The organism is Roseivivax sp. GX 12232 (genome assembly GCF_021272185.1).
GTDB lineage: Bacteria > Pseudomonadota > Alphaproteobacteria > Rhodobacterales > Rhodobacteraceae > Roseivivax.
Window position 1 is genome coordinate 436,911 of record NZ_JAJSEC010000002.1, and the last position, 12,852, is coordinate 449,762.

General features: G+C 68.8%; 11 protein-coding genes. 1 reads left to right on the top strand and 10 read right to left on the bottom strand.

The features are described from left to right. Positions 1 to 152: 152 nt before the first annotated feature. The 10 genes from LR948_RS06010 to LR948_RS06055 all read right to left on the bottom strand — a co-directional run bounded on the left by LR948_RS06010 (position 153) and on the right by LR948_RS06055 (position 11,376). Positions 153 to 1,286 (bottom strand): glycosyltransferase, encoded by a 1,134-nt coding sequence (locus tag LR948_RS06010; RefSeq protein ID WP_232753072.1) that lies wholly within the window; start codon positions 1,284 to 1,286, stop codon positions 153 to 155. Then, positions 1,283 to 2,914, bottom strand: coding sequence for an asparagine synthase C-terminal domain-containing protein (locus LR948_RS06015; RefSeq protein WP_232753073.1), 1,632 nt, complete (start codon positions 2,912 to 2,914; stop codon positions 1,283 to 1,285). The genes LR948_RS06010 and LR948_RS06015 overlap by 4 nt, the downstream gene beginning before the upstream one ends. Positions 2,915 to 3,089: 175 nt before the next feature. Continuing rightward, positions 3,090 to 3,764 carry a fumarylacetoacetate hydrolase family protein gene (locus LR948_RS06020; protein WP_232753074.1) on the bottom strand — a complete coding sequence of 225 codons (675 nt, stop codon included), beginning with the start codon at positions 3,762 to 3,764 and terminating at the stop codon, positions 3,090 to 3,092. Positions 3,765 to 3,906: 142 nt separating this feature from the next. Next, positions 3,907 to 4,698: a xanthine dehydrogenase family protein subunit M gene (locus tag LR948_RS06025; RefSeq protein ID WP_232753075.1), complete on the bottom strand. Its 792-nt coding sequence runs from the start codon at positions 4,696 to 4,698 to the stop codon at positions 3,907 to 3,909. 94 nt (positions 4,699 to 4,792) lie between these two features. Then, positions 4,793 to 7,159 (bottom strand): xanthine dehydrogenase family protein molybdopterin-binding subunit, encoded by a 2,367-nt coding sequence (locus LR948_RS06030; RefSeq protein WP_232753076.1) that lies wholly within the window; start codon positions 7,157 to 7,159, stop codon positions 4,793 to 4,795. 88 nt (positions 7,160 to 7,247) lie between these two features. Beyond that, positions 7,248 to 7,733 carry a (2Fe-2S)-binding protein gene (locus LR948_RS06035; protein ID WP_232753077.1) on the bottom strand — a complete coding sequence of 162 codons (486 nt, stop codon included), beginning with the start codon at positions 7,731 to 7,733 and terminating at the stop codon, positions 7,248 to 7,250. Positions 7,734 to 7,828: 95 nt separating this feature from the next. Continuing rightward, positions 7,829 to 8,350 carry a CoxG family protein gene (locus LR948_RS06040; protein WP_232753078.1) on the bottom strand — a complete coding sequence of 174 codons (522 nt, stop codon included), beginning with the start codon at positions 8,348 to 8,350 and terminating at the stop codon, positions 7,829 to 7,831. A 419-nt stretch (positions 8,351 to 8,769) separates the two neighbouring features. Continuing rightward, the gene (locus LR948_RS06045; protein ID WP_232753079.1) at positions 8,770 to 9,894 is read right to left on the bottom strand and encodes an aminotransferase class V-fold PLP-dependent enzyme; all 1,125 of its coding nucleotides are present in this window, start codon (positions 9,892 to 9,894) and stop codon (positions 8,770 to 8,772) included. Positions 9,895 to 9,995: 101 nt separating this feature from the next. After that, positions 9,996 to 10,454: an Lrp/AsnC family transcriptional regulator gene (locus LR948_RS06050; RefSeq protein WP_232753080.1), complete on the bottom strand. Its 459-nt coding sequence runs from the start codon at positions 10,452 to 10,454 to the stop codon at positions 9,996 to 9,998. Between the two features lie 466 nt (positions 10,455 to 10,920). After that, complete coding sequence (locus LR948_RS06055; RefSeq protein WP_232753081.1) at positions 10,921 to 11,376, bottom strand: Lrp/AsnC family transcriptional regulator; 456 nt, start codon at positions 11,374 to 11,376, stop codon at positions 10,921 to 10,923. A 134-nt stretch (positions 11,377 to 11,510) separates the two neighbouring features. On the opposite strand from LR948_RS06055, the gene ilvC reads away from it, so the two are divergent. Beyond that, positions 11,511 to 12,533 carry a ketol-acid reductoisomerase gene (gene ilvC, locus LR948_RS06060; protein ID WP_232753082.1) on the top strand — a complete coding sequence of 341 codons (1,023 nt, stop codon included), beginning with the start codon at positions 11,511 to 11,513 and terminating at the stop codon, positions 12,531 to 12,533. Positions 12,534 to 12,852 lie beyond the last annotated feature (319 nt).

A 12,852-nucleotide genomic window follows, 5' to 3' on the forward strand; every position in this document is an offset into this window, starting at 1 on the left:
CCCGAGGCCATCAAGGAGACAGCAGGCGCGTGACGCTGGCTGCTCGAAAGCAGGGTGTGATCGAGCCCCCCTTGCAGATTTTCAGGCGAGCAGAGCCATTGCTGCAGCCAAACAACCACGCGTCGCGGACGGCCCTCAACCGCACCCACCACTCACCGAAACACCGGCGCCAGTTGCTGCACGAAGCGCCCCTTGGCGACGTAGTCATGCAGCACCGCGAAGGCGTTTCGCGCGAGCCGCGCGCGCAGGGGTTCATCGGCAAGAAGCCACCTCACCTTCTCCTCGAAGTCGCTCAGGTCCCAGGCGAGCGGCATATAGGTCTCGCAGGGCCGGAAAATATCGGGCTCGGTCCGGATATGGGACATGTCGGGCTTCAGGAGCACCGCGCCATTGGCCACGGCCTCGAAGTCGCGCCAGCAGACCTCGCCGTAGCCGAAGGGGCTGAAACAGAGCTTCGCATGCTGCAGCTCGCGCAGGTATTGCACCTGCCCGACGCCGGTCTCGGTCAGGCTCTGCACGTCCTCGAGCGCCGTGACCGCCGCCACGCTTTCCGCGCGCATGCTCTGGTACCAGTCGGTGCCCTTTACGGCCAAACGCGCATGAATGTCGATCGGACGGTCGGCCCCGCCCAGAGGCGCAGGGCCCGCGAAGGTGCCGATCATGAAATCCGCCGTGGCGAAGGACGGCCCGACCAGGAGCTTGTCGTGGAACCCCGGCGGCACGGCAAAGCGGGTCTCGGGCATCTCGAGCCCGAAGCGGCGCGCGTAATAGTCGGTCAGGTTCGTGTCGCCCAGCGTCACCTCGCCGTAGCGCGACAGGTCCGCGAAGACGTGTTTCTTGACGTAAAGCGCGACATTGTCGGAGAGCCGCTCCGCCAGCCGCAGGTCGGTCGGCGCGAACCAGTCGAGGTAGACGAGCTGCGCCTCGGGGTTGCGGGCGCGGATGGTGTCGAGAAGGCGCTGCAGCTCTGCCTCTGAGACGTCGAAATTCGTCTGTAAACAGACGGTTGTCGCGCCATCGAGCCCCGGCCAGTGGCCCTCGAGATAGGCCGCGGTGGTGACCTCGCGGACCTCGGCGTCATGCCCGTCGCGGATGGCGCGGGCGTAGTGGTGGAACGGATGCACCTGGCTTTGCGGGATGCGCTCGTCGAGGGTCAGCAGCAGCACCCGCCGCTCGGTCGTGCGGCTGAAGGCGCGGCTGTGGAAGCGCGCCCGGGCGGAGCGGCGTTTCTGGTGCATGTATTGCGCGGTGCGCCCGGCGAGGAGCCTCAGGGGGTTGAGCTTCATGCCGCCTCCCGGGGATCGAAGACATCCGAGACCAGCGCCTGCGGGGCCGAAGCGTAAAGCCCGGCGGCCCGGTCGAGCAGCCGTTGTGCGAGGCCCGCGTCCATGCCGGTCACGGCGAGGTTGTGGAACTGGTAGACCTCGCCCGGCTGACGGCGGAGCGCGGGCGAGCCCAGAAGGAACTGCCGCCCCTCGGCCAGCGGCTTCTCCGGCTGCAGGGCCCGCAGCGTGCCGAGCCCCATGCTGACCTTCCGCATCCGCGCGGAAAGCGTCGCCCGGGCGGCGGCGGCGGGCGCGAAGGAATCGCCGAAGGCCACGTCGCGGGTCTCCGGGTAGCCGCGCGCCAGCGCGTCGTCATGCAGCATCCGGTCCTGCGTCACCGCCCAGGGCAGGGTCAGGCAGAACTGCACGAAGCGGGTGTCGAGATAGGGGCAGAAGACGCCCTTGCCGCTGGCAAAAAGCGCCGAGGAGACAAAACCGATCTCGCGCCGGGTCCGGTGCCAGAACCAGAAGCACTGGTAGGGGTCGGGCGCGTCGCGGAACCGCGCGATGGCCTCGGCGACATAGGCGACGGTCTCTTCCTCGGGCAGTCCCGCGTAGACCTCGCCCGGCCCCTCCGCGCTGCCGGGCCGGCGCAGGACCTTCGCGTGACCCGCCATCATGGCGCGCGCGATGCCGGCGTAATCGCCCCGCTGGGCGCGGGCGTATTGCTCGGCGGCGGAGCTGTCGGGGTTGGTCAGGATGTCCCCGCCGATCCCGTCGAGCGCCGCGCCGGACTGCCGGGCCAGGTAGTCGTGCATCGGCAGCATCTGCGCGTGTTCGTCCGAACAGAGGCTGGTGAGCGTCAGGCTGCGCAGGATGTCCCCGGTCATCGGGCGCGGCTGGCCCAGCACCTCGTGGCGGACGCCCAGCCGTTCGCAGATCGCCCGGGCCGCGCGGGCCTCGCTGTTCAGCTCCGCGCCGCAGTGCTGGTAGGTCACGCAGCGCTCGGGCCGGGCGCCCAGGTGGTCGAGCCCCAGCAGGATGTGCCGCGAGTCGCGCCCGCCGCTGAGCGGCAGGACAAGCTTCTCGGGGCCCGCCTCGGATATGTTCCGCAGCGAGGCGCGGGTCAGGTCGATGATCCCCTCGACCGCGGCGTCGCGGGTGAGGCTCTGCTCTGCGATGGGCATGTCTTGCCGGGTGATCGAGAGCCGCCCTTCGGACCAGGTCAGCCGCCCGCCCGGCGGCAGCACCTTGATCGCGGCGAAGGGCGTGTCCTCGTTGATGAACATGCCCATCCGGTAGAAGACCGACAGCGCCCGCGCGTCGGGCGTCGGATCGGCGCCCTGGGCGATCAGCTGCAGGACCGAGGGCGAGATCATCACGCTCTCCCCGTCGTGCCAGACGAAAAGGCTGAAGAACCCCAGCGGGTCGACCTCGGCGGTGAGCTGGCTGCCGTCCCAGGCCCAGCGGGCGAAGACGCCCTCGTCCTGACCCGTCGCGGGGTTGTGGAGCGGGCGGCCCAGGGTGCATTCCGCGAGCCCCGCGAAGCTGACGCCGGGGCCCGCGCGGGTCAGCCTCAGGTAGGGCGGCACCTGCCCCTTGGGGGGCCAGGCATAGCCTGCGGCGGGGCTTTTGGCATTGCTGGGCAATCGAGGTTCCGCGCTTGGTCCTGACTATGCGCGCAACCCTTCGCAGCGCCACCCGCACTTTAAAGTGTCATGGCGCCGGTGACCGATCAACCTGGGCCAGATCATTCCTGCGTTGTGTGGGTTTTTGGCCCAAGGGGTGCCGGGCGCCCTGCCCCGACATGCCTTTTGGCGGGCCTCAGGTCAGCGTCAGCGCCACCGGGTCGAGCCCCTCGCAGGTGCCCTCCAGCACATCGCCGCGCCCCACCGGCCCGACGCCCGAGGGCGTGCCGGTCATCACCAGGTCGCCGGGGGCAAGTGTGTAGAGCGTGGCCAGGTCAGCGAGGACCTCGGGCACCGACCAGACCATCTCGGAGAGCCGCCCCTCCTGCCGGAGCGTCCCGTTCACGGAGAGCGTCAGCCGCTGGTCGGCCAATGCGCCGAAGTCCTCCGCGCGGGTCAGCGGGCCGATCACGGCGCTGGCCTCCACGTCCTTGGCGGTGGACCAGGGCCGGCCCTTGGCCTTGGCCGCCGCCTGCAGGTCGCGGCGGGTCATGTCGAGCCCGACGGCGTAACCCAGGACCGATGCCATGGGATCGGCGGGGTCCACCGCGCGCCCAAGCGCCAGGACGAACTCGACCTCGTGGTGATAATCCCCGGTGCGCGGCGGCACCGGGTGGCTGCCCGGGCCGACCAGGTGATGCGCGGACTTGGTGAAGTAGAAAGGCGCCTCGCGGTCGACCTCATTGCCCATCTCGGCGGCATGGGCGGCGTAGTTGCGCCCGACGCAGAAGATGCGGCCCACGGGGAAGCGCGCGGCCGCGCCTCTGACGGGCAGGCTGGGCTGCGGGCGGGGGTCGAACAGGTAGTCCATGGGGCGCGGGTCTCGTCTTTCTGCGGCTGCTTGGGCGGCAGACTGGCGCGATCGGCCGGCGGGGGCAATGGGGCTTGGGCTGCCAAAGGAAACCCCCGCCGGCGCGGGGTCCGGCGGGGGTCTTCTCGGTTCAGGCAGTGCCTCAGGATGCGGCCGCAACCGCCCGTTTTGTCAGCACTTTCACCAGATGCGCGCGATAGGATCCCGAGCCGTGCAGGTCCGAGATCATGCCCGAACCGTCCGGCGCGGAAAGACCCTCGACCGCATCGGCGGCGAAATTCGATGCCAGCGCCGCCTCGGCCTCGGACCAGCGGAAGACGCCGTCGTTCGAGGCCCCGGTGACCGCCACCCGCACGCCGTCGGCGTATTTCGCGACAAACACCCCGACCAGCGCGAAGCGCGAGGCCGGCTGCTCGAACTTCTGGTAGTTCGACGTCTCCGGGATCGGCAGGCGGACCTCGGTGATGATCTCGCCCTCTTCCAGAGCGGTGGCGAACATGCCCTGGAAGTAGTCGTCGGCGGCGATCTCGCGGCTGTTGGTCACGATGGTCGCCCCGGTGCCAAGTGCCGCGGCCGGGTAGCAGGCCGAGGGGTCGTTGTTGGCGAGGCTGCCGCCGATGGTGCCGCGGTTCCGCACCGCCGGATCGCCGATATGGGCGGCAAGATCGGCGAGCCCCGGGAACTGCCCCGCGGCCTCGCGCGCGACGGTGCCATGCGTGGTGGCGCCGCCGATCAACAGCGCGCCGCCCTCGGACTTCACGCCCTTCAGCGCCTCGATCCGCGACAGGCTCACCAGCTTGGTCGGCATGGCGAGCCGCTGTTTCAGCGTCGGGATCAGCGTCTGCCCGCCGCCGAGCGGCTGGGCGTCCTCTTCCCCGAGCGCCGCGACCGCCTCGTCGACGGAGCTGGGGGTGACCAGTTCGAAATTGTACATCTTCAGTCCTCCCGGACCGCGACCGACGGATCGGCGGGCCCTTGCGAAATTCCCAGACACACCGCCCCGGCGCAAAGGCCGGGGCGGCAGCCGCTCATCCGTGCATCGCCGCCCAGACCCGCGAGGGCGAGGCCGGCATGTCGATATGCGTCACATGGCTGTGCCCGCCCGAGTGCAGCGCGTCGATCACCGCGTTGATCACCGAGGGCGGCGAGCCGATGGCCCCGGCCTCGCCGCAGCCCTTCACCCCCAGCGGGTTGTGCGTGCAGGGCGTCTGGCAGGAGTGGTCCACCGCGTAGAAGGGCACGTCATCGGCGCGCGGCATGGCGTAGTCCATGTAGGAGGCCGAGATCAGCTGCCCGGTCTCGTCGTAGGCGCAATCCTCGAGCAGCGCCTGCCCGATACCCTGCGCGAGCCCGCCGTGCACCTGCCCCGAGACGATCATCGGGTTGATGATATTGCCGAAGTCATCCGCCGCGGCGAAGCGCTCGATGGTGACCTTGCCGGTCTCGGGATCAAGCTCCACCTCGCAGGCATAGGCGCCCGAGGGATAGGTGAAGTTCGCCGGATCGTAGAAGGCGGTCTCCTCGAGGCCCGGCTCGATGTCCTCGAGCGGGTAGTTGTGCGGCACATAGGCGGCCAGCGTCACATCCCCCCAGGCGACCGACTTGTCGGTGCCCGCGACCGAGAACTGGCCGTCCTTCAGCTCGATGTCGGCCTCGGAGGCCTCGAGCAGATGGGCGGCGATCTTCTTGGCCTTGTTGATGATCTTCTCGGTCGCCCGGACCATGGCCGAGCCGCAGACCGCGATCGAGCGCGAGCCGTAGGTGCCCATGCCGAAGGGGATCTTCGAGCTGTCGCCATGCACGATGTCGACCATGCTCTCGTCGATTCCCAGCATCTCGGCGACCACCTGCGGGAAGGAGGTCTCGTGCCCCTGCCCGTGGCTGTGTGCGCCGACCATGACGCTGATCGAGCCGGTGGCGTTCACCCGCACGGTCGCGGCGTCATAGAGCCCCGCCCGGGCGCCGAGCTGGCCCACCAGGTTCGAAGGCGCGATGCCGCAGGCCTCGATGTAGCAGTTCACCCCGAGCCCGCGCAGCTTGCCGCGCTTCTCGCTCTCGGCGCGGCGGGCGGCGAAGCCCTTGATGTCCGCGATCTCCTCGAGCTTGTCCATCGTGGCGGGATAGTCGCCGGTGTCGTATTCCACCGCGACCGGCGTGGCATAGGGAAACTCGGTGATGAAGTTCTGCCGCCGGAGTGCGATCGGATCGACGCCCAGCTCGCGGGCGGCTTTGTCGATCACTCGTTCGAGCTGGTAGGTCGCCTCGGGCCGGCCCGCGCCGCGGTAGGCATCGACCGGCACGGTGTTGGTAAAGACCGCCTTCACGTTCACGTAGATCAGCGGCGTCTTGTAGTTGCCCGCCATCAGCGTGCCGTGCAGCCAGGTCGGCACCGAGGGCGCGAAGGTCGACAGATAGGCGCCCATGTTGGCATAGGTCTCGGTGCGGATCGCGGTGAAGTTGTTATCCGCGTCGAGCGCCAGTTCGATCTTCGTCACATGGTCGCGGCCATGGGCGTCGGACATGAAGGCCTCGGAGCGGGTCGAGGTCCATTTCACCGCGCGCTTGAGCTGCCGGGCGGCGAAGGTGCAGAAGGCTTCCTCGGCGTAGTGGAAAATCTTGGTGCCGAAGCCGCCGCCCACGTCCGGGGCCACCACACGCAGCTTGTGCTCGGGGATGCCGAGGACGAAGGCGCCCATCAGGAGCCGGATCACATGCGGGTTCTGGCTGGTGGTGAAGAGCGTCGATTCGTCGTTCGCCGCGCTGTAGTCGCCGACGGCCACGCGGGGCTCCATCGGGTTGGCCACGAGCCGGTTGTTCTTCAGCTCCAGCGTGGTGACATGCGCCGCCTCGGAGATCGCCTTGTCGACGGCCTCCTTGTTCTCCTCGACGAAGCCCCAGTCGTAGCAGAGGTTGTCGTCGAGATCGTCGTGCACCTTGGCCGCGCCGCTCTCGAGCGCCGCCTTCATGTCGACGACCGCGGGCAGATCCTCGATCTCGACCTCGATGGCCTCGGCGGCGTCGCGCGCCTCGGCGAGGCTCTCGGCCACCACCGCGGCGATCGGATCACCGACATGGCGCACCTTGCCCTGGGCCAGGACCGGGTGGCCCGGCTCCTTCATGGCCGCGCCGTGGCGGTCGGTCACCTGCCAGCCGCAGGGCAGCCCGCCGATGCCTTCGAAGTCCTTGCCGGTGAAGATCCGCACCACGCCGGGCATGGCCTCGGCGGCGGATGTGTCGATCTTGCTGATCCGGCCATGCGCCACGTCGGAGCGCAGGAAATGCACATAGGCCTGGCCGTATACGTTCACGTCGTCGGTGTAATTGCCGGCGCCCGTCAGGAAGCGCACGTCCTCGCGGCGCTTCGTGCTGGCTCCGATGCCATTGTCCTTCGGCATGTCTCCAATCCTCCCTTGGATCGGCGGGTCGCGCCCGCCTTGTCGCGATCTGGGACGCGCGCGGGGCTCCTCCCCCGCCCGCGCGGCGTCATTCGGCGGCGATCTTGCCCACGTCCTGGCCGCTGGCGGCCATGATCGCCTTGACGATGTTGTGGTAGCCGGTGCAGCGGCAGATGTTGCCTTCGAGGTAGTCGCGCACCTCGGCCTCGGAGGGCTGCGGGTTCTCCTTCAGAAGCGCCGCCGCCGACATCACCATGCCCGGGGTGCAGAAGCCGCATTGCAGCCCGTGGTGATCCTGGAAGGCCTGCTGGATGGTGTTCAGCGAGCCGTCGGCATTGGCCATGCCCTCGATGGTTGTGACCTGGGCGCCCTCGGCCTCGCCGGCGAACATCGTGCAGGCCTTCACCGCCTCGCCGTCGACATGCACCACGCAGGCGCCGCACTGCGAGGTGTCGCAGCCCACATGGGTGCCGGTCAGGCGCAGGTTCTCGCGCAGGAACTGCACCAGCAGGGTGCGGCCCTCGACCTCGCCCGAGACGGATTTGCCGTTCACGGTCATGGATACTTTGGTCATTCAATCCTCCCTTGGACCTTCATGTCCTTATGGTCTGTCCTCCGGATGCGCGCCCGGAGGGTCCGGTGTCCGGGGCGGGCGGGCCCGCCCGCGGCTCAGGTGACGAGGCGCTTGAACCAGCCCTTCTTCTTGTCGCCCGGGGTGGCCTCGGTCTCGGCGGCCTCCTCGGGGTCCTGCGGGCCCTCGATGGCCTCCTGCAGGCGGGTGAAGAACTGGTCGGCCATCTTCTTGGCGAAGCCGTCGATGATGCGCGAGCCGAGCTGGGCGAGCTTGCCGCCGACATTGGCCTCGACGTCGTAATGCAGAAGCGTGCCCGCGCCGTTTTCCTCCAGGCGGACCGTCGCGCCGCCCTTGGCGAAACCCGCGGCGCCGCCCTTGCCCTCGCCGCTGAGCTTCAGCGAGTTGGGCTCGTCGCGCTCGGAGACGACGACGTTTCCCTTGAAGGTGGCTTTCACCGGGCCGACCTTCTGCACCACGGTGGCCTGGAAGCCGTCTTCCGGGGTGCCGGTCATCTCGGTGCAGCCGGGCACGCATTCCTTCAGCACCTCGGGGTTAAGGATTGCCGCCCAGACCACCTCGCGCGGTGCATCCACCTCGCGGGAATCGCTCATCTGCATGGAATGTCCTCTCCTTTTGCGGCGAGGTTAGGCATCGTGCGGCGGCCCCGATATTAGACCTTTTGCCATGGGGCGTGCCACCGGTGCCGACCGTTCCGCCGTCGGTCAATACTGTTCCTTCCGATCACAACAGGAGGAAGGGGCCATGGCAACCGGCAAGGCGCGCGGGGCGCGTGTTATCGCTGTGGGGGGATGGGCGGCAGGCGCGGTGCGCAGCGAGCGGCCTGCGCTGGATGCGTGGTCAGCCGCGCTTTTCCTAGAAAGATGGGGCGTGACTTACGAACCGGACGCGCTCAAGGTCTTGCGCCCGCCCCGAAGCGGCCCGGCGCGGGATCGGGCACCGACGGCGCGCCAAAGCCCGCCTTCATTGCAAAACCAAAGCGCGCGGACAGCCCCTGCCCGCGCGCCCTGCCCCGATCTCAGAGCGCCGCGTCCAGCGCCTTGTCGAGCCGAGCCACCGTGGCGTCGACGTCATAGAGCTTGTCGAGCCCGAAGAGCCCCAGCCGGAAGGTCGCGAAGCCCTCGGGCTCGTCGCAGGCCAGCGGCACGCCGGCTGCGATCTGGGTGCCGTTCTTGGCGAAGGCCCGGCCCGATTGCACCTCGGGATCGGAGGTGTAGCTGACCACCACCCCCGGCGCGCCGTAACCCTCGGCGGCGACCGAGGCGATGCCGCGCGCGGCGAGGCTCTCGCGCACCCGGCGGCCCAGCTCGAACTGCGCCTCCTTCAGCCGGTCGAGACCGTGCTCGCGGGTCTCCAGCATGGCGTCGCGGAAGCCGCGCAGCCCGTCGGTGGGCATGGTGGCGTGATAGGCATGGCCGCCGCCCTCGTAGGCCGCCATGATCGCGCGCCATTTCTTCAGATCGACCGCGAATGTGTCGGCCGTGGTCTCCTCCATCCGCGCCGCGGCGCGTTCGGAGAGCATCACCAGCCCCGCCGAGGGGGTCGCCGACCAGCCCTTCTGCGGCGCCGAGATCAGCACGTCGACGCCGGTCGCCGCCATGTCGACCCAGGCGCAGCCCGAGGCGATGCAGTCCAGGACCAGGAGCGCGCCGACCTCATGGGCGGCCTCGGCCAGCCCTTTCAGGTAGGCGTCGGGCAGGATGATCCCCGCCGAGGTCTCCACATGCGGGGCGAAGACCAGGTCGGGCCGGGTCTCGCGGATCTTGGCCTGGACCTCGTCGATGGGTGCGGGCGCGAAGGGCGATTGCACCTCGTTGCCGGTGCGGCGGGCCTTCATCACATGGGTCTCGCCGCCGAAGTCGCCGGCCTCGAAGATCTGGCTCCAGCGGTAGGAGAACCAGCCGTTGCGCACGATCACCGTCTCGGCGCCCTGGCCGAACTGGCGGGCGACCGCCTCCATGGCGAAGGTGCCGCCGCCGGGCACCACGGCGACCGCATGGGCCTTGTAGACCTCGCGCAGGGTTTCGGAGATGTCGCGCATCACCTGCTGGAAGCCCTGGCTCATATGGTTCAGCGAACGGTCGGTGAAGACCACCGAGAACTCGTCCAGCCCCTCGGGGTCGATGTCGTCGCGCAATGCCATAAGCTCGTCTCCTGTGCAGGTCTTGCCCGTTCGGGTAGCGCCTCGCGGCGCGCGGCGCAAAGCCAATCTGAGGGCGCGGGCCCGCGCGAAGGGTGCGGGCGTCAGCCGATCGGACCCGGGCGTCGCTCTTCGGAAAGCAGGACATTGGCATCGAGGCTCGCCACCCCCGGCAGGGTCATGATGCGCCGCCGCAGCACCCGTTCGAAGTCCGACAGGTCGCGGGCCACGACCCGGAGGCGGTAGTCATACATCCCGAGGATATGCTCGACCGTCTGCACCTCGGGGATGGCCGAGACCGCGCGTTCGAAATCCCCCAGCGGGGCCTGCCCCTTGGTGCCGAGCTTCACGCCCAGGAAGACGGTGACCCCGAAGCCCAGCTTCTCGGCGTCGAGATCGAGCCGCGCGCCCCGGAAGGCCCCGGCCTCGCGCAGCCGCTTGATCCGCCGCCAGGCCGCGGGCTGGGAAAGGCCGAGCCGCCGCCCGAGGGCACCGGCGGAGAGATCCGCCTGGTCCTGCAGCGCGCGCAGGATGGCGCGGTCGGTGTCGTCGAGGTCGATCATGGGGCGGGCTTTCGGGTGTCGGTTGGTGTTGCGGTGGTGGTGAGGTTGGGCGGGCTTTCGGGTGCGGGCGGCGTTGGCGTGGTGGCGAGGTGGGGCGTGATGTGAGAGGTTGGGTCGGCCATGATCAGGGTGGATAGGCAGGCGCTGAAGCCAGGCTGGGCGCTCTTATCCGTCTGGCTAAGGCGGAACCTTCGTCCCGGCCCGACGCCATCCCGCGCCGCCCGAGAAACAGAGGGCCGCGCCCGACCCTGGGTGGGCGCAGGCGACCGCCGCGCACCGGGCGCTTTATCTCTCAACCCCATTGCCAGGGTCGGTTTACGCGGGACGGTGAAAAAGCGCCCTCCCGGGGGGAGGGTCGGGCGCGGCCCGGGGCTGGTCGCCCCGCGCCTTTGGGGCGGGTTGAGATGGCGCGCCTCATACAAAATGAATGCGTGAGCCAAGCCCCCAGCTCGTCCCCACCACCCCCTCACAGCGGCAGCGTCTCGTCGTATTTCACCCGGGCGACATGCATCAGCGCCTCGAGATCGGTGATATGCGGCAGCGCCAGCAGCCGCTCGCGGTAGAGCTGCTGGTAATGCGCCAGATCCCGCGCGATCACCGCGAGCCGCACGTCGACCTGGCCGAGGAAGGTCTGGATTTCCAAGACCTCGGGCACCTCGCGGGCGGCGGCAGCGAACTCCTCGAAGGCATTGGCCTGGGACTTGTCGAGCGTCACCCGCAGGCTGACCTCGACCGCGTAGCCCAGGGCGTGCCAGTCGATCACCCCGCGCGTGCCCTTCAGAACGCCCGCCGCGCGCATCCGCTCGAGCCGCCGCGCCAGGGTCGAGGCGGTCACGCCCGCGCGGTCGGCCAGCTCCTGCCCGGTCATCTCGGGGGCGGCCTGGTACTGGCGCAGGATGCGCCGATCCGTGTCGTCGAGCATGATCTTACCGCATTCCAGAAATCAGACGCATGACCTTTCCGCCCTTATGCGCATTTCCTCGAAAAACGCAAACATGCTCGGCGCGGCATGGCTAGTCTCTGCCTCAGCAACCAACGACCCACAGGAGACGGGACATGCGCGTCTATTACGATCGCGACTGCGACATCAATCTGATCAAGGACAAGAAGGTGGCGATCCTCGGCTACGGCAGCCAGGGCCACGCCCATGCGCTGAACCTGCGCGATTCGGGCGCCAAGAACGTCGTCGTCGCCCTGCGCGAGGGCTCGGCCTCGGCCAAGAAGGCCGAAGGCGAAGGCCTGAAGGTCATGGAAATCGCCGAGGCCGCGGCCTGGTGCGACCTGATCATGTTCACCATGCCCGACGAGCTGCAGGCCGAGACCTACAAGAAATACGTGCATGACAATCTCAAGGAAGGCGCGGCCATCGCCTTCGCCCACGGCCTCAACGTGCATTTCGGCCTGATCGAGCCGAAGCCCGGCGTCGACGTGATCATGATGGCGCCCAAGGGCCCCGGCCACACCGTGCGCGGCGAATACACCAAGGGCGGCGGCGTGCCCTGCCTCGTCGCGGTCGACAATGACGCGACCGGCAAGGCGCTGGAGCTGGGCCTCAGCTACTGCGCGGCGATCGGCGGCGGCCGCTCGGGCATCATCGAGACCAACTTCCGCGAGGAATGCGAAACCGACCTCTTCGGCGAGCAGGCGGTGCTCTGCGGCGGCCTGGTCGAGCTCATCCGCATGGGCTTCGAGACCCTGGTCGAGGCCGGCTACGCCCCCGAGATGGCCTATTTCGAGTGCCTGCACGAGGTGAAGCTGATCGTGGACCTGATCTACGAAGGCGGCATCGCCAACATGAACTACTCGATCTCGAACACCGCCGAATACGGCGAATACGTCTCGGGCCCGCGGATCCTGCCCTACGAGGAGACCAAGAAGCGCATGAAGGAGGTCCTGAACGACATCCAGTCCGGCCGCTTCGTGCGCGATTTCATGCAGGAAAACCAGGTCGGCCAGCCCTTCTTCAAGGGCACGCGGCGCCTCAACGACGCCCACCAGATCGAGGAAGTCGGCGAGAAGCTGCGCGGCATGATGCCCTGGATCTCGGCCGGCAAGATGGTCGACCGCGCCAAGAACTGAGGCCCTGCCTCAACCGCGAAAGCGCCCCTGCCTTAAGGCGGGGGCGTCTTCGTCTCGGGGCCGTCCCGGGCGCGAAGCCCATGCGCGGGCGGGCGGTGCCTGCCCCCCGCGCCTCGGGCGACGGGCCTCAGTCCTTGAGCTGCATCACGCAGAAGGCCAGCAGGCCGAGCAGGATCAGCACGACGAGAATGAAAAAGATGTCCATGGCATTCGCTCCTCTCTTGGTCGATTGCCGGGAAGACTAGCGCGCCGAGGGGCTGGCGCAAAGGCGGAGCGCGGCAAAGCCCGCCTGTCGCCCCGCGAATGCGCCGGCGAATGA